Annotated in this window: 12 protein-coding genes and 1 rRNA gene; 2 read left to right on the top strand and 11 right to left on the bottom strand. The window is 51.8% G+C overall.

Annotated elements, in window-relative coordinates:
* From D3P07_RS21105 to pcrA, 3 genes are all read right to left on the bottom strand, one after another.
* Nucleotides 1–223 (bottom strand): 16S ribosomal RNA (locus tag D3P07_RS21105); the annotation flags it as partial.
* 454 nt (nt 224–677) lie between these two features.
* Nucleotides 678–2,678 carry an NAD-dependent DNA ligase LigA gene (gene ligA, locus D3P07_RS21100; protein ID WP_119802250.1) on the bottom strand — a complete coding sequence of 667 codons (2,001 nt, stop codon included), beginning with the start codon at nt 2,676–2,678 and terminating at the stop codon, nt 678–680.
* Between the two features lie 93 nt (nt 2,679–2,771).
* Nucleotides 2,772–5,105 (bottom strand): DNA helicase PcrA, encoded by a 2,334-nt coding sequence (pcrA, locus tag D3P07_RS21095; RefSeq protein WP_119802249.1) that lies wholly within the window; start codon nt 5,103–5,105, stop codon nt 2,772–2,774.
* Between the two features lie 201 nt (nt 5,106–5,306).
* Between pcrA and D3P07_RS26755 the strand changes: the two genes are divergently transcribed.
* Nucleotides 5,307–5,840 (top strand): hypothetical protein, encoded by a 534-nt coding sequence (locus tag D3P07_RS26755; RefSeq protein WP_147384550.1) that lies wholly within the window; start codon nt 5,307–5,309, stop codon nt 5,838–5,840.
* Here the strand turns inward: D3P07_RS26755 and D3P07_RS27960 are convergent.
* From D3P07_RS27960 to D3P07_RS21065, 6 genes are all read right to left on the bottom strand, one after another.
* Nucleotides 5,742–6,020 (bottom strand): DUF4183 domain-containing protein, encoded by a 279-nt coding sequence (locus D3P07_RS27960; protein WP_182914441.1) that lies wholly within the window; start codon nt 6,018–6,020, stop codon nt 5,742–5,744. The two genes, D3P07_RS26755 and D3P07_RS27960, sit on opposite strands and share 99 nt — an antisense overlap.
* 160 nt (nt 6,021–6,180) lie before the next feature.
* The gene (gene pcrB, locus D3P07_RS21085) at nt 6,181–6,882 is read right to left on the bottom strand and encodes a heptaprenylglyceryl phosphate synthase (protein ID WP_119802227.1); all 702 of its coding nucleotides are present in this window, start codon (nt 6,880–6,882) and stop codon (nt 6,181–6,183) included.
* A 119-nt stretch (nt 6,883–7,001) separates the two neighbouring features.
* Nucleotides 7,002–8,486 (bottom strand): carboxypeptidase-like regulatory domain-containing protein, encoded by a 1,485-nt coding sequence (locus D3P07_RS21080; RefSeq protein ID WP_119802226.1) that lies wholly within the window; start codon nt 8,484–8,486, stop codon nt 7,002–7,004.
* Nucleotides 8,486–8,824, bottom strand: coding sequence for a hypothetical protein (locus D3P07_RS21075; protein WP_119802225.1), 339 nt, complete (start codon nt 8,822–8,824; stop codon nt 8,486–8,488). Before D3P07_RS21075 ends, D3P07_RS21080 begins: the two co-directional genes overlap by 1 nt.
* Nucleotides 8,802–9,548, bottom strand: coding sequence for an RNA polymerase sigma factor (locus D3P07_RS21070; RefSeq protein ID WP_119802224.1), 747 nt, complete (start codon nt 9,546–9,548; stop codon nt 8,802–8,804). The genes D3P07_RS21075 and D3P07_RS21070 overlap by 23 nt, the downstream gene beginning before the upstream one ends.
* Nucleotides 9,549–9,632: 84 nt before the next feature.
* On the bottom strand, nt 9,633–12,149 hold the full coding sequence (locus D3P07_RS21065; RefSeq protein ID WP_119802223.1) for a U32 family peptidase: 2,517 nt from the start codon (nt 12,147–12,149) through the stop codon (nt 9,633–9,635).
* A gap of 272 nt (nt 12,150–12,421) precedes the next feature.
* On the opposite strand from D3P07_RS21065, the gene D3P07_RS21060 reads away from it, so the two are divergent.
* Nucleotides 12,422–13,390 carry a sugar phosphate isomerase/epimerase family protein gene (locus D3P07_RS21060; protein ID WP_119802222.1) on the top strand — a complete coding sequence of 323 codons (969 nt, stop codon included), beginning with the start codon at nt 12,422–12,424 and terminating at the stop codon, nt 13,388–13,390.
* A 63-nt stretch (nt 13,391–13,453) separates the two neighbouring features.
* Here D3P07_RS21060 and D3P07_RS21055 read toward each other — a convergent pair whose 3' ends face one another.
* Complete coding sequence (locus D3P07_RS21055) at nt 13,454–13,681, bottom strand: hypothetical protein (RefSeq protein WP_119802221.1); 228 nt, start codon at nt 13,679–13,681, stop codon at nt 13,454–13,456.
* Between the two features lie 379 nt (nt 13,682–14,060).
* Nucleotides 14,061–16,946: an excinuclease ABC subunit UvrA gene (uvrA, locus tag D3P07_RS21050; protein ID WP_119802220.1), complete on the bottom strand. Its 2,886-nt coding sequence runs from the start codon at nt 16,944–16,946 to the stop codon at nt 14,061–14,063.
* Nucleotides 16,947–16,960: the final 14 nt, after the last annotated feature.

Here is a 16,960-nt window from a genome sequence, read left to right as displayed (position 1 = left end):
TTGCTCCGTCTTTCCCGAATCGGCCATGCGACCAATTCGCGTATCCGGTATTAGCATCCGTTTCCGAATGTTATCCCAGTCTTACAGGCAGGTTACCTACGTGTTACTCACCCGTCCGCCGCTAACCATCAGGAGTGCAAGCACTCCATCAGGTCCGCTCGACTTGCATGTATTAGGCACGCCGCCAGCGTTCGTCCTGAGCCAGGATCAAACTCTCCATAAAAGTGTTTGACTTGCTCATTTCGTTACTAGCTTAGATGTCATCCGATTGGAATTCATCCGATTTTTGTTTGGATTTTGACGTGATCCATTTGTTCAGTTTTCAAGGAACTTGCGTCACGCACGTTCACCGTGACAAGATGTTATGTTACCAGCTTCCGTTCTTGGTGTCAAGCGTTTGTTTCACATTTTATTGTGTCTCATTCGGTTGATGCCATGTCTCAGAAGCGACAAGAAATAATGTACCACACCGAAAAATAAAATACAACTTGTAGTTTTTTACAAATGGCAATAAGAAAATCTCCAACGAGGTCTTCGAAGATGAGCGATCGCGGTTTACAGGCAGGTTTTATCGCCAAATAGAATTTGAATCCGTTCTCCTGGAATCTTAACATTCTATTGCTGTTATATAAAAAGCCGGCCCGCAGGGCCGACTTCCTATGACTATTATAGAAACTCTACTCACCAAGGAGCCGCAGCAGCTCCGCCTCATCATCAATAACCGTTACGCCCAGATCGCGTGCCTTAGTCAGCTTGCTGCCCGCGCTTTCTCCGGCAATGACGAAATCCGTCTTCTTCGAAACGCTGCCCGATATTTTCGCGCCTTGCGCCTCCAGCTTTTTCGCTGCCTCATCACGCGTCATGGTTGGGAGAGTCCCAGTGAGCACAACTGTTTTGCCGCTGAACACGCTATCCGTACGCACTTCAGGCAGCTTCTCAGCTTCTGCTTTAATTCCGGCTGCGCGCATCCGATTGATGCTATCCAATATAATCGGATCGGAGAAAAATCCGACAATACTGTCGGCTACAATGCCTCCGACATCAGGCAACGAGACCAGTTCTTCAGCCGTTGCTTTCATAACCGCGTCCAGATCACGATAATGATCCGCCAGCATTTTGGTTGTCGCCTTGCCCGTATTCGGAATACCTAATGCGAACAGGAAAGCAGCCAGCTCGCGTCCCTTCGATTTCTCCAGCGCATCAAGCAGCTTCTGCGCCTTCTTCTCGCCGAATCGCTCCAGCTTGATCAAATCGTCAAAGGTCAGCGCGTACAGATCAGCCGGATCCCTCACTTCACAATCCGCATAAAGCTGTTCGGCTGTCATGATGCTGAATGATTCAATATCCATGGCATCCCTGGAGGCAAAATGAGTAATCCGTCCAATCGTTTGCGGACGACAGCCCAGCTTATTGTTGCAGAACAAATGCGCCCCCCGCTGCTCCAGCTCTGTGCCACAAGAAGGACAAACCACCGGAAAAACGATTTCTGCGCCCGGCTCCTCATCCGCTTTGCCCAAAATTTCAGGAATAACATCGTTCGAACGGCGAATTGTTACCAATGTACCAAGCGCATGCTTCAAGTTCTTCCGTTCAATATCTCCAATATTGTTGAGTGTGCAGTTCTGTACCGTAACTCCTGCCAGATCCACTGCCTCTACCCGGGCTACCGGTGTGATTTTGCCCGTACGACCTACTTCCCATGAGACGGATTCCAACACGGTTGACGCTTCTTCCGCCTCGAATTTGAACGCAACAGCCCAGCGCGGGAACTTATCGGTATAGCCAAGAGCTTCCCTTGTCCTCATATCCGTCAGCTTCACAACCGCTCCGTCGATCAGAAAATCGAAAGAATCCCTGCGCAGCGCAATCTGTACCAGCTCCGCTGCCACGTCCTCAATCGAATCCGCATACTTCACATACGGATTCACTTTGAACCGGTTATCTTTCAAAAATTGCTGCATCTCCCTATGATCCGCGAACGATACGCCTTCAGCGTAACCAATATTGTAGATAAAGGCGTCCAGCTTCCGCTCTGCCGTCACAGCGGGGTTCAGGTTGCGGAGAGCCCCGGCCGCCGCATTGCGCGCATTCTTCAACGGCTCTGCCGCCGTCTCATTATATTTGGCAAGAACGGACAAGCCCATAATGCCTTCGCCCTGCACCTCGATTATGCCTTCAGTGAACGGAATCGTGAGCGGAACGGAACGAATAGTACGCACATTAGACAGAATGCCTTCGCCAATCGTACCGTTGCCGCGGGTCGACGCTTGAATCAGCTCCCCATTCTCATAGGTCAGATTCAGCGTAAGGCCATCGAATTTCAGTTCGATGACATAGCTAGGCTGCGGAAGCGGCTCCTGGTCGGGATGCTTTGCGTTATAGTCTGCAATGGCTCGCAGCACGCGGGCGTTCCAAGCGAGCAGATCCTCTTGGTCCTGCGCCTTGTCCAGGCTCCATAAACGCGCTCTATGGCGATGAGGCTCGAAGCCTTTGAGCAGTTCCCCGCCTACGCGCAGCGTAGGGGATTCCGGCAGAGTCACGCCAAGAGAACGCTCCAGCGAGACAAGCTCATCATACAGCTTGTCGTAATCCGCGTCGTTCAGTCTCGGTTCGTCCAGCGTATAATAGTAATAATTGTGCTCCGTTATAAGAGCGACAAGCTCCTTCATCCGTTCCATGTCTGCGTTCACATGCAAGCCTCCTTCATCCATCGTCTTTCTCGATTATGTTCAACGCACCGGGGGTTCATTCCTCTAGTCCGGCCCAGAATATTATAATTTCGTCAGCGGAGCAAAAGCGGCAAGCAGGCGCTTAATGCCGACAGGCGCCGGGAACGCAATTTGCAGCTCCATATCGTTGCCCGCTCCCTTCACAGACACGATCGTTCCCTCTCCCCATTTGCCATGCGCGACACGATCACCCGCAGCAAAATCAGATGGCGAGGACGATGCCGCAGGTGCGCCTGCCACAGAGGAAGCTTTTCCGCCGCGAGCCGCGTCCAGCGAAGTAGTCACGCGGACACCTGCCCCTGGTGTTCGACTGCTTCCCGCTCCGAAGCCAGGCGAGCGAGGCGTGCTTGAAGCAGCCGGAGCTCCTGCCCCAATTCTTCCGCCGCCCGAACGCGCATATCCGCTGCCGCCAATGCTGGTGGACACGCCTTCCTTCACATCATCCGGAATTTCCTCGAGGAAGCGAGACGGCATATTCATGCCTGTCCGTCCGAACAGCGTACGCATCCGCGCACATGTCAGATAAAGCTTCTCCTCGGCGCGCGTAATACCCACATAGGCAAGACGTCTCTCTTCTTCCAACTCCTCGTTGTCCGACAGAGCACGGCTATGAGGGAATACCGACTCCTCCATCCCAATGATGAATACCATGGGGAACTCTAGTCCTTTGGCGCTATGCATCGTCATTAGAATGACTGCATCGTCTGCCTTTTCTTCTTCTTCGTCCTTATTCATGGAATCAATATCCGCTATTAAGGCCAGATCAGTCAGGAAGGCCACGAGCGACTTATCTTCATTCCGCTGCTCAAAGTCCATCGTAACCGACAGGAACTCGTCGATATTCTCCACGCGCGCCTTGGATTCCAGCGTATTCTCGCGCTGCAGCTCTATGCGGTACTGGGATAACTCAAGTACCTTCTCCGTTAACTCGGTAACGGTCAAATAATCGACCATGGCCGTCAAATTATAGATCAGTCCGTAAAACTCGCCCAGCAGTGTACGCGTTCGGCCATTCACATCCAGATCGCCCATATCTGCGAGCACTTGGTAGATGGAAACCCCTCTGCGCGCTGCCTCATCCGCCAGCTTGCCGACCGTCGTATCGCCGATGCCCCGCTTCGGAACATTGATAATGCGCGTCAGGCTTATGTCGTCATCCGGATTGGAGATCAGCCGCAGATAAGCAAGCAGATCCTTAATCTCCTTCCGGTCGTAGAACTTGATGCCGCCGACAATTTGATAAGGAATATCCGATTTGATCAAAATTTCCTCGATTACCCGCGATTGCGCATTGGTGCGGTACAAGATGGCATGATCGGAGAAACGGCGTCCTTTATTCACATTTTTGCGAATCTCGCCCGTCACATAATAACCTTCGTCATGCTCGGAATCGGCTTGATACAACGCAATCCGATCGCCAGGACCTTGATCTGTCCATAGCTTCTTCGGCTTACGTCCTGTGTTGCGCTTAATGACTGCATTAGCTGCGTCCAATATATTAGAGGTGGAACGATAATTCTGCTCCAGCATAATCGAACGGGCTTCCGGATAGTCGCTTTCGAAGTTCAAGATATTCGTAATATCCGCACCCCGCCAGCGGTAGATAGACTGGTCGCTGTCGCCGACTACACATATATTATGATGCTTGTCCGCCAGCATGCGGCACAGCATGTACTGCGCGCGGTTCGTATCCTGGTATTCGTCTACATGAAGGTAACGGAACTTGTTCTGATAGAATTCCAGCACCTCGGGCATGTCTTTGAACAGCTGAATAGTCTTCATAATAAGATCATCGAAATCAAGCGAGTTATTGCTCTTCAGGCGCTTCTGATACATCGCATACACCTTTGCCACAATACCCTCAAAATAATCGCCAACCTTTTCTTCATAACGCTCCGGCGCAATCAGTTCGTTTTTGGCACTGCTGATGGAGGCTTGCACAGCTTTGGGCTCGATCTTTTTCGTATCGATATTCAGATCCTTCATGCAGTTGCGGATAACAGACAATTGATCCGATGAGTCCAGGATCGAGAAATTGGAGGTGAAGCCAATGCGGTCGATATCCTTGCGCAGAATTCGCACGCACATCGAGTGGAAAGTTGAAACCCAGATATCTCTGCCGGACGGCCCGACTAGCGAGCTGACCCGATCTTGCATTTCTCTTGATGCTTTATTGGTAAATGTAATCGCCAGAATGCTCCACGGCGCTACCCGCTTCTTCTCAATTAAATAAGCAATACGGTGCGTAAGCACGCGGGTCTTGCCGCTGCCCGCTCCCGCCATAATGAGTAAAGGACCATCCGTCGCCTGCACGGCTTCGCGCTGAGGCGGATTGAGCTTCTGCACAGCTTCGTCGATCCCGATTTTATTGAACATATTGAACATGCTTCTAACTCCTTTGTTCGCCATTTGTTCGCCTTATTTCAGTTTAGACAAGGACCACATGCGTGTCAATTTGAGGTTTCCGATTATCGCTGGAAATTCGGTATTTCTCCTCTACAGACAACTGCTGGAGAGCATATGTCCGTTGCGGGTTGTCCGGCAGCCGCATCTACTAGCTAGAAAGGAGGTGATCCTATGGCTAGCTTGATTCTGCCTCGTTCGATTTCGGTAGCCGTCGACTATTCGATTCTGAATTACTTCATGACGGCACCTGCCGGAGGCATCGCGCTTGCGGCCAATACCGCAACGAATATCGGTCCTGCTGAGGAAACGTGGTTGGACGACACCGGTGCCACCGTAACCCAATTCGCTGTTAATGTCAGCACTCCTCCACCCGGAACGGAATATGCCTATCAGCTCATTGTTGACGGCCAGGTGCAGGAGGAAGGCCTCGTGACGACCGTATCGGATACTGTGCTGGAGATTACATCTGCGACAGCCGCGACTATTCCTTCGGAGGCACGCATTGTATTCACCGTCTTCGAAGTCGTTACCACCTATTCTTATTCTCATAAAACAAAACAACCGAACACCTGGCGTAGACTTGCTGGCTACAGGGTGTTCGGTTCTTTATGTTCTCCTTACAATAAATTGTGCAATGATGCGCGAATCTGCGGGCGGTGCCTGATCGGATTGAAAGTGAATTACGCCTCGATCGATACGATATAACTCCGGCGCTTGCAGCATGCCGTCTACAAATACATTGGACAGCAGCATGTTCCCCCGTGCCGGTATATGGCTCTTATAGCCTGGCGTCGCATCCTCATTCCAGAACGACCGCTTCACACCGTCACCTTGCGCATAATAATAATAGACACGCAGTCGTGTCCGGCGATTCTTTCTTCGCATTTTCCGGCATCGACTTCTTCGGCAAGCAGCTTTCGGGAACGATCTCCGCCTGCGCTTCAACAGCCTGGCAATCACTGCTTTCATGTCCTCATCCCAGCCCCGCCTCTCGACTTCTATTCCATTATAGTCGGAAGAGGGGAATAAGGCCGCCGTCAAAGGTCTATTTTTGCAGACTGTCTACAGCAACCACCGTCGATAGTGCAGCCGCCAAATCTGTATATATGACATTGCCTACAACGATCGTATCGGCCCACTCTGCCGCCTGCCGCGCCTTCTCGGCAGAATCGATACCTCCGCCATAGAAGAGCCTGGTTTCGCCGCATACGCTCCTGGCGCTGCGCAGCATCTCCATGTCTCCGAACCGGCCGCTGTATTCCATATAAATGAGGGGCAGCCTCATCAGTTGGACGCCCATGCGGATATGGGCAATCAACTCGTCGACTTCAAGCTCCGTCTTGGCGCCCGTCAGCTTGGCGGCAGTAGCATCCTCGTTCAATATAATATAGCCTTGAGCAGCAGTCTCCTCCCAAGGAACGAATGTACCATACGTCATCAATCCTTCGATTTGGTTGCCGATAATCCACTCCGAGCGATCCGTATTCAGTACGATGGGAACGAAATAACCGTCAAAACCCGGAACCGCCCCATCCATCGTGGAAACCTCCAGTGCACAATCCAACTCGTATCGGCGAACACGCGACATTAAATCGACTGTATTCTCAAAAGTTACACCACTGGAGCCTCCAATAATAATCGCATCCGTGCCAGATGTACAGATTGCGTCCAGCGCTTCATCCGATATCGTCTTGTCGGGATCAAGCTTAAAGGCATGCCGCCACTTCCCAAACCATTCTTCCTTCATCTATGTGTACGCCTCGCTTCTTATCCAATCAGAATAACGTCGAGCCATCCCACGCACCGAAACGATGCAAGTCGATACGGACCCGTATTCCTCTATGCTAAGTCAGGGCATGTCGTCTGTCAAACCCGCTTCTGCCTCTGAATGCGATCACGCAGGGTATGGATGAATTCCTTATCCGACTCCCACGGCTCTCGTATTCGTTCCATGTAAGCCAGCGCTTTTGCAGGATCGCCATCCTCCTTCCCTATGCCTTGATCGGCCAGTCTCGCGAGTACACGAAGCGCATGGTCATTGTCACCTTCGCGCTTATATGCTTCAATCGCTTCTTCATACTGTGCCGCTATCACGAGACGATCCCCTTCCGACAGGCCAATGTCCGCTACTCGGAAGATCGGCGTAATCGCGTCTTGGTGCAGGAAGTATCCCGCAGAGCTCGACAGCTTGCGGTCATGCTCGTCGTAAGCGTCTACCGACCATGCGAACTCCCCGCCAGGATAGAGCATCCCCAGCAGTCCGGCCGTATTGAGCGTCACTTCTCCATTCTGCCCGTAGCTCTTTCCAGACATCGTATAGACGCCATTGATCTCGCGGATGGAAAATACAGCTTCTTGGCTGCTATATTTCTGATCAGATAACGCGGTTGTCGTGGCGCCTGTATACTTGCCGCTCCGATCACGGTGCATGTAAGTAATGTTGAGCTTGTAATAAGCCGCGCCATCATAGGACTTCCACTGAAGCCGCAGCTCATCTCCTTGAATAAGTTCATTGCGCCCCGGGGATACCGCCATCACTTGCGGCACAAACTGCACATCATGCAACGCTGTTGCCTCTCCGTCAATGTCGGCCGTCTTCGATTCGGTTTCCGTCATGTAGTATCCGTTAATCTGCTCCGTCCGCACCCCAATGGCTACGTTGTATTCGCCGGGGTCAATGCCATAAAACCGATACCGTCCGTTCTCATCCGTAATCGTTGCCGGGTAATGGGTAAGCGGGGGGGAATAATAGGTTGAATCGTTTGCCCGTTGAATCATAACAAAAGCATTCGGAACAGGCTGGTCGCCGATGCGGACAATGCCCTCCAAAGACGGCAGCCCTTTCTGCTTATGCCTGGACTCCAGTATGGCCAGATAAGCCCCCTGCTCCTCCTGCGATATCCACCCATGGCCTCCCATTCGCTCAATCGCAAGCAGCAGACTCTCCGCACGGTCCCAATTGCCCATCCAAAAATGCATCAATGCCAGATTATAAGCGACACTGGACATCTGTTCCGTGTGACCGTACTGAGCGAGCAGTTTCTCCAGCTTATGTATAATGTCAGCTCGCTCCTCACGATCAAGCTTCGTACTGCCACTACCACTGGATGACGCGCCTCCGGATGATTTGACGAATATATATTCCGAGTCGCCCGTCCCCATCTCACTCGTGATATCCATGGCAAGCCTATTAATCGCAGGTCTCGCGTATTCATCATTCGGGAACCATTGCAGCAATGCCTGATTATATCCTTGATGGTATAAAAAAGACGGAAGCTCCTTATAACCGAACCACCCTAGCAGCAGCAGCGTCGCAAGCATCCCCGCCAGCGTTCTTACCTTTAGCCGCATTAACGATCCTCCCCTTCCAATTGCGAGGCATAAAATACGCCTGCGGTCGATACGATGATTCGCTCCTCCTGCTGAGAGCCCTTCCCGCTCGTATCCGCTACAACATTCGCTTGCATGGAATGGGCTTGCTGCCAGCCGTATACAGGTACAGCGATAACCAGAAGCAGTAAGGCTGTCACGACCGGCGCCGGAATATGGATTTCCCGATTCCACCAAGAAGGTTTGGGTGCAGCCGCACGTTTCAAGACAGCCGCTTGCATCTCTTCACTGAACACCACCGGCTCCATCTCCCTGTGAAGTTGGTCCCGTAGCTTCTTATCCTCCCCAGCTTGATTCATATTCCCAGCCTCCTTCCTCCAATTGCCGCTTCAATTTTTTTCTCGCTCTGTGCAGCTTGCTCTTCACCGTACCTTCCGACTCTTGCAGCACATGGGCAATTTCTGCAGTGTGCATCTCATGAAAGTAATAAAGTACAATGACTTCCCGATAAAGCAGCGGTAATCTGCCAATCTCCTCCCGCAAGGTCATCCTGTCCATCCAGCCTGTTGAGCCGGGCTCTTCGCTGTGAGTCCATACAGACCGGTCAGCGGCATCTTGATCCAAATCCATCCATTCTCTCAAGAAAAGCCGCTGCCAAGACGCGCGCCGCATCCTGCTTCTGCACAAATTTATCGCAATGCGAAGCAGCCAGCCCTTCAACGAACCGTCTCCCCGGTATTGATCCGCTTTCCGGAATGCAGTCAAGAAGGTCTCCTGGCTCACATCCTCTGCCAAGTAGCGATCCTTCAATAGCAAAGCAGCTGTTCGAAGAACGTCGCTGCCATAGCGCTCCATCAACCATGACAATGCGCTCTCCTCGCCTCTCTTTAATTGTTCGATCCGCTGACGCTCTTCGTCCATCCTGCCACCTGCCTTGCCGGTCCCTGCCATCTGGAAACCCTTTATGATATGAATCTTTAATGAGCTAAATATATCAATGATGCCTCTATTGTATACGATGCGGTTAGCAGGCCTTCCGGTTGCATGCAAATAAAAAAATGACTGATCGATTGTTTTCAGCATAGGTCTAGTTCCGTTTCGGCCATGAAATAAGGTGCTGGAACAAAAAGAAGCCTTCCAGTGTGATGGAAGGCTCTCTTTATCTCTCTATTTCACCAGCTGTCCGCGCGTAACGCCGAGCTGATTCGTCGCTTTCAGGCTGCGCCATACTTGCGTACCGCTAATCCGTCCATCCAGCGCATCGCGATAGAGCGACAATACCTCGCTTACCTTATCGCCCGTCTCTTCCAGAAACTCAACGCGGAAGTGCTGTACACCCAGCTCTATGAAGTTGCGGATATATTCCGCACCCGACTGTTCGATGGCATTATACACCGTGTTGCGGCAGCCCTCATCCACGCGTACAGGATGAGACATGCCAATGCGGTCTTGCAGTGAAGCCCGGTGCTCCTCGCATGGTCTTCCACAGTTCGTATAATCCGTGCCCTCACTCATGAATGTACAGTAGACGCAATGCTCGGTATGGAACATCGGCAGATGCTGATGAATAACAACCTCCAGCTTCGTCGTATCCGAATGCTCCAGCAGATCGACCATCTGCTGAATATTAAGGTCATACGAAGGCGTGATCAGATCAAGCCCTGCCTCTGCAAATAATTTAACGGCCTTATGATTCGCCACATTAAGCGAGAAGTCGCCGATCAGCTTAGGGAACGGCTTGTCCGGATTCATCCTGCGTTCGCGCAAGTAATAATATAGCGCACCCGTATTCCGGATCAGCACCGCATCCGGCTGCAGCTTCAGAATATTGGCATGGTAGCCATTCTCGCGAGGCATATGAATGCGCGGTGTTGCTAACGCAATCGGAGTGCCTGCCTTGCGTGCCGCCTCAACTGCTGCAGGAAATTGCTTAATGAACTCGAAGTCGGCGTAAATATACGACACACCTGCGCGAATTGCTGCTTCGACCTGCTCCAGGCTGCGGCAAAGCGCCGTCAATTGCGCGTCCTTCCCGCTGCGGGTTGCAACCAGTCCCGCCTCGCTGTTCTGATAGGCATCCGAAAAAGCGTCCACCTCATGCTTGATATATCTCGGCGGCTTCGGACGTTCGCCCGCCAGTTGCTCCACCGCTTCGCGGCGAATACGGTTCAACTCGCGGATCGGTACGATCAAATCACCTTGCAGGGCGACTTCCAGCGAATCCAGCTGATAGACCGTCCCGCCAAGACGCCCTAATTGGTCCTCCAGAAGCGCAGCATCCATCGGACGTTTCTGTGCCGCTTCAAGCGGCATCTCGGATACGACCTCGATCGTCGTTCCTTTCTGTACATCCGTCCAAGTCGTACATAGCGGCTCGCCGATTGTTCCCGTTACGCGGACATGCAGCGGGAATACGCGGTACGGCTTCTCGGTCTCGAAGGACGCTCTGAGCCGCTTGTCCAGCGCAGGGTCACTGGTCTTCCATACCCGGTCGCCTACATGGACTTTCCGCAAGTCAACATCATTGCGGCCAGGCACAATCTCGATCAGAGCCCCTTCAGGCGCTTCGCCTTCCATCTTCACGCCTTGGCGGCGCAAGTCATAGATCCGTCCGCCTTCCTCCTTCTTCGTCGGATCTCCCGCATCGAACACGATACCGTCGCCGCGCTTGGTCGGCGCGTCCAGACGGATCGTTACGGCGTCGCGCATCACACGCTCTACTTTGCCAAGGTATACGCCGCGGCTCTTCGGGAACGTCCCTTCAACAAGCTCCTTATTGTTGGTTCCATCGAGGAAGCCATGCGTAAAGCCGCGAGAGAAGCTCTGTTGCAGCTCCCGAACGTCTTCCTTCGACGGCTTGGAACGGTCGCCGTCAAAATATTTGTCAATCTCAGCACGATACTTGCTGACAACGTTCGCTACATATTCCGGGCTTTTCAACCTGCCTTCAATTTTAAAGGACGTTACGCCCGCCTCAATCAGCTCAGGCACCAGATCAATCGCTGCCAGATCCTTTGGCGAAAGCAGATAAGCCACATCGCCCATCGGCTTATGCTCACCGTCCACCATCAGATCGTATGGCAATCGGCAAGCTTGCGCACATTCACCACGGTTAGCGGAACGCCCGCCCCACATCTCGGACGTCAAGCATTGGCCGGAATACGATACGCATAAAGCGCCATGCACGAATACTTCCATCGGAAGCTTCGCTTGCTCGCCAATTGTACGGATTTGCTTCAAATTGTTCTCACGCCCCAGCACAACACGCTCCATATCAAATGGCTTCGTGAACTCTACGGCTTCCGGCGATGTAATCGTCATCTGGGTAGAGCCATGGATCGGAAAGTCCGGCGACAGCTCTCGAATCAGCTTCACAAGACCAAGATCCTGGACAATAACGGCATCCACGCCAGCATCTATACACATCTCGATAAGCTTCTGCGCATCTCGAAGCTCGTCCTCAAACACTAATATATTGAAGGTCAAGAAACCCTTCACTCCATACGTATGAAGGAACGCCATAATTTCCGGCAATTCCTCCGAACGAAAGTTGTTCGCCCGCGCTCTTGCATTAAATTTCTCTACACCAAAAAAAATCGCGTCAGCCCCATTGGCGACAGCCGCCCGCATACAATCCCAATCGCCGGCGGGTGCCAGCAATTCTATATCCGATCTTGTTATCATCTATTTTCGATTCCTCTCATCGCAAGATTAACATTACTTGCGCCATATCTTCCAACTATAGTATTGCCTTTTACTTCTACTATTCTAACAAACAGCGTCTTTTGATTCCACAACACATTGCTGCCAGCTCATTGCTCATATCACTTTTGCCCAGTTATTATGCTATTTTGCCAAATATGTTGTTGCACACATCTCTTGCACAATGGGAAATGCTATACTAAAGCTGACTTTGAATTCGATCCATCCACATGGATTCAGGAGGTTAATGTTTCATGAAATTAGGCGTATTTAGTGTACTGTTTTCGGGCCGGACTTTGGATGATGCGCTCGACTATATCGCTTCCAAGGGTCTTGAAGCTGTCGAGATCGGAACTGGCGGATATCCGGGCAATGCCCATTGCGATCCCGATTCACTGCTGGCAGACGCAGGCAAGCTGAAAGCGTTTAAACACGCAGTAGAATCGCGTGGACTGATGATCAGCGCACTGAGCTGCCACGGCAATCCGCTTCATCCGCAGAAAGCAATTGCGAAGGAGCATGACGAGCTGATCCGCAAAACGATCGAGCTAGCCAACCGTCTTGAGGTTGGCGTAGTCAATACTTTCTCCGGCTGCCCAGGCGATCATGAGGATGCCAAATATCCGAACTGGCCTGTCGCACCGTGGCCGAATGAATATCAAGAAATCTTGAAATGGCAATGGGAGCAAAAAGTTATTCCATATTGGTCTGAGATCGGTTCGATCGCTACGAATGCCGGTGTCAAAGTCGGACTTGAGCTGCATGGCGGCTTCTCCGTTCATAGCCCAGGCACCTTGCTTCGCCTGCGTGAAGCCGCTGGCGATGCCATCGGCGCCAACCTTGACCCAAGCCATATGTGGTGGCAAGGCATCGACCCGGTACAAGCTGTTCAAATCCTGGGCCGCGAGAATGCGATCCATCACTTCCACGCCAAGGACACTACGATTGATCCAATCAACGTGAATCGCCATGGCGTAACGGATATGCAATCGTATTCGCTCATGCTGGACCGCGCATGGCAGTTCCGTACAGTAGGTTTCGGCCACGATCTGAAGGTATGGGCGGACATCATCAGCGCACTTCGTCTCGTAGGCTACGATTACGTGGTCAGCATCGAGCATGAAGATGGCTTGATGTCTATCGATGAAGGCTTCACGAAAGCCGTTCAAAACCTGCAGCAAGTGCTGATCCGCGAGCCGCTTGGCGACATGTGGTGGGTGTAAGCATAACGCTTCAAACAAAAAGCACCGCCGGAAAAATCCGGCGGTGCTTTCTGTTTCCTGTCATTAGCCAATGACGCGGTACAGACCAACCTCAAAAATCATCACGTAGTCAATAAACAGGAACAATCCGAGCGCTACAGCCGTGAAGCCGATGGCGAACAAGTTTTTTCTTGGACGCGCCATCAGGAGACGCACGAATCCGATCGCAATGATTACTGTAAAGGCCAGCATAAAGTAATCGAATGGTTCGAATCCTTTGACAGCTTCTACCGCTTCTTCCGCCAGAAACATAAGGGGACCTCCTTTAGTCACACGTAACCTAATATTAATCTATGTTAGCCTCTTGACGCTCCCGATGCAAGTCTGAATCTATATTGTAACAAGTTTGTCACGATTTATTGTGCGTATGTAGCTTGCTATATCCTTACATCATCAATTAAACTTTCCCGCTTTTATAAAATGTCCATCTCTTCTCATAACTATAACCAAAGTTGTGATGTTTTTCGCATACGCTTCTCTTTTTGCATATTTTCAACATCTATCGACATCGGAGTTCCATAGAAGAAGCCATGAATAGAAAGGATAACCCTACCTATTCACAGCTTCTTGTTTATCTAAATACAACATTCATTCCCTATACGTTCCAGGTATAAAACATGCAATTAACCACTTATTCCGCTGCTCCTGCACCCACTTGCTCTTTATGGCTGTAGAGCTGCTTGGTTCGCTCCCTGTCTCGATCCAGGATTGGCTTCAGATAACGTCCCGTATACGACTGCTCCACCTTAACGACCTGCTCCGGCGTACCCGTTGCGACGATGGTGCCACCGCCGTTGCCGCCTTCCGGTCCAAGGTCAATCAGATAATCTGCCGTCTTGATTACATCCAGATTGTGCTCAATGACAAGAACAGACTCACCAGAATCGACCAGGCGATGCAGAACGGTAAGCAAGCGGTCGATATCATGCACATGCAAGCCCGTTGTTGGTTCATCCAGAATATAAAGCGTCTTGCCTGTGCTCCGGCGATACAGCTCCGCCGCCAGCTTCACACGCTGAGCTTCGCCGCCGGAGAGCGTCGTTGCCGGCTGTCCCAGCTTCATATAGCCAAGGCCTACGTCCAGCAGCGTCTGTACCTTCCGGTGAATACGCGGAATGTTCTCGAAGAACGTACAACCGTCCTCGATCGTCATCTCCAGTACTTCGGATATATTCTTGCCTTTGTATTTCACTTCCAGCGTCTCTCGATTGTAGCGCTTGCCCTTGCAAATCTCGCATGGCACATACACATCGGGCAGGAAATGCATTTCGATCTTGATAATCCCGTCACCGCGGCAGGCTTCGCAGCGGCCGCCCTTGACGTTGAAGCTGAAGCGTCCTTTCTTGTAGCCGCGCACCTTTGCTTCATTCGTGCTGGCGTAAAGGTCACGGATATCATCGAATACGCCCGTATATGTGGCAGGGTTGGAGCGCGGCGTACGGCCAATTGGAGACTGATCAATATCAATAACCTTCTCCAGATGCTCGATGCCTCTCATTTCCTTATATTGTCCCGGACGTACTCTCGCTTTGTTCAAGTCGCGCGCAAGCGTCTTGTACAGAATCTCATTAATGAATGTCGACTTGCCAGAGCCCGAGACGCCGGTTACAGCCGAGAATACGCCAAGCGGTAACTTCACATTCACATTGCGAAGATTGTTCTCCCTGGCTCCCCGAACCTCGATCCACTTCTCGCCTGTTGCACGGCGCTTCAAAGGAACCTCAATGAATTTGCGGCCGCTGAGGTATTGGCCTGTCAATGAGTTCTCGTCTTCCATGATTTCCTTTGGCGTTCCTTGCGCGATAATCTGGCCGCCATGGATGCCCGCACCGGGACCAATATCAATAATATAATCGGCAGCCATCATCGTGTCTTCGTCATGCTCCACGACAATAAGCGTATTACCCAGGTTGCGCATATGCTCCAGCGTCTGAATCAGGCGGTCATTGTCCCGTTGATGCAGGCCAATGCTCGGTTCGTCCAATATATACAGAACGCCCATCAGACTTGAACCGATCTGCGTAGCCAATCGGATCCGCTGGGCTTCGCCGCCGGACAATGTACCTGCGGCACGGCTGAGTGTCAAGTATTCCAAGCCTACATTGACAAGGAAGCCTAACCGGCTGTTGATTTCCTTCAGAATCAGGTGAGCAATCGTCTGCTCCTTATCCGTCAGCGACAACCCGTTAAAGTAACGCTGGGCTTCGCCTATGGACAGATCCGTTACATACGCAATGTTCTGCGCGCCAATCGTAACGGCGAGCGTTTCCTTGCGCAGACGCTGTCCTTTACAGCCTCCGCATGGCTTCGCACTCATGTAATTCTCGATATGCTCCCGCATCATGTCGGAAGCCGTATCGCGGTAGCGGCGTTCCAGGTTATTCACGATACCCTCGAACGGTACATAGGCTTCCTTGCGATGACCAAAATCATTCTCGTACAAGAAGCGAACACGTTCTCCACCCGTTCCGTAAAGCAGCTTCTTCATCTGCTCCGTCGTCAGCTCCGACAACGGTACGTTCTGAGGAATGCCGTAGTGCATGCATACTGCACTTAGAAATTGCGGGTAGTAATTCGACGTGCTCCCTGCCCATGCCAAGAAGGCTCCTTCTTCAATCGACTTGCTGCTGTCCGGTACCAATAGATCAGGGTCAACAATCATTTTCGCACCAAGGCCATCACAATCCGGGCATGCGCCATATGGACTGTTGAAGGAGAACATGCGCGGAGCCAGTTCCTCAATACTGAACCCGCACTCCGGACAAGCCAGATTGGAACTGAACAGCAATTCTTCCTTCTCCATCACATCAACGAGTACGCGGCCATCCGCCAGCTTCAAAGCCGTCTCCAGCGAGTCGGCCAGACGTGCATGAATGTCCGGCTTCACGACAATCCGGTCCACGATCACTTCAATCGTATGCTTCTTGTTCTTCTCCAGCTCGATCTTCTCGCTAAGCTCACGCAGCTCCCCGTTCACTCGCACGCGAACGAAGCCTTGCTTCTGCACATCAGCCAGCAGCTTCGCATGTTCGCCCTTGCGTCCCGATACAAGCGGTGCCATGATCTGGAGCTTGGTACGCTCCGGATATTCCATAATCCGATCCACCATCTGCTGAACGGTCTGGGACGAAATCTCGATGCCGTGCTCAGGACAATGAGGCCGTCCGATACGAGCGAACAAAAGTCGCAAGTAATCGTAAATCTCCGTCACCGTGCCTACCGTGGAACGAGGGTTGCGGCTTGTTGTCTTCTGGTCAATCGAAATTGCCGGAGACAGCCCGTCAATAGAATCTACATCCGGCTTCTCCATCTGCCCCAGAAACTGGCGTGCATACGCACTCAGCGATTCCACGTAGCGACGTTGCCCTTCTGCATAGATAGTGTCGAATGCGAGAGAGGATTTGCCCGAACCGCTCAGGCCCGTCAACACAACGAATTTGTCACGGGGAATCGTCACGTCTATATTTTTTAAATTATGGGCGCGTGCGCCCTTTACAATAATTTTGTCATTTGCCACTGGATTTCCCTCCT

This window comes from Paenibacillus sp. 1011MAR3C5 (genome assembly GCF_003591485.1).
In the GTDB taxonomy this organism is placed as follows: Bacteria; Bacillota; Bacilli; order Paenibacillales; family Paenibacillaceae; genus Pristimantibacillus.
The sequence above is the reverse complement of the archived record's forward strand: the minus strand, read 5'-3'. Positions and strand labels throughout refer to the sequence as shown.

Excerpts from the sequence above, each read along its gene's own strand:
- ligA (WP_119802250.1), bottom strand. The coding sequence starts at position 2,678 with ATGGAACGGATGAAGGAGCTTGTCGCTCTTATAACGGAGCACAATTAT.
- pcrA (WP_119802249.1), bottom strand. The coding sequence starts at position 5,105 with ATGTTCAATAAAATCGGGATCGACGAAGCTGTGCAGAAGCTCAATCCG.
- D3P07_RS26755 (WP_147384550.1), top strand. The coding sequence starts at position 5,307 with ATGGCTAGCTTGATTCTGCCTCGTTCGATTTCGGTAGCCGTCGACTAT.
- D3P07_RS27960 (WP_182914441.1), bottom strand. The coding sequence starts at position 6,020 with ATGCGAAGAAAGAATCGCCGGACACGACTGCGTGTCTATTATTATTAT.
- pcrB (WP_119802227.1), bottom strand. The coding sequence starts at position 6,882 with ATGAAGGAAGAATGGTTTGGGAAGTGGCGGCATGCCTTTAAGCTTGAT.
- D3P07_RS21080 (WP_119802226.1), bottom strand. The coding sequence starts at position 8,486 with ATGCGGCTAAAGGTAAGAACGCTGGCGGGGATGCTTGCGACGCTGCTG.
- D3P07_RS21075 (WP_119802225.1), bottom strand. The coding sequence starts at position 8,824 with ATGAATCAAGCTGGGGAGGATAAGAAGCTACGGGACCAACTTCACAGG.
- D3P07_RS21070 (WP_119802224.1), bottom strand. The coding sequence starts at position 9,548 with ATGCTGAAAACAATCGATCAGTCATTTTTTTATTTGCATGCAACCGGA.
- D3P07_RS21065 (WP_119802223.1), bottom strand. The coding sequence starts at position 12,149 with ATGATAACAAGATCGGATATAGAATTGCTGGCACCCGCCGGCGATTGG.
- D3P07_RS21060 (WP_119802222.1), top strand. The coding sequence starts at position 12,422 with ATGAAATTAGGCGTATTTAGTGTACTGTTTTCGGGCCGGACTTTGGAT.
- D3P07_RS21055 (WP_119802221.1), bottom strand. The coding sequence starts at position 13,681 with ATGTTTCTGGCGGAAGAAGCGGTAGAAGCTGTCAAAGGATTCGAACCA.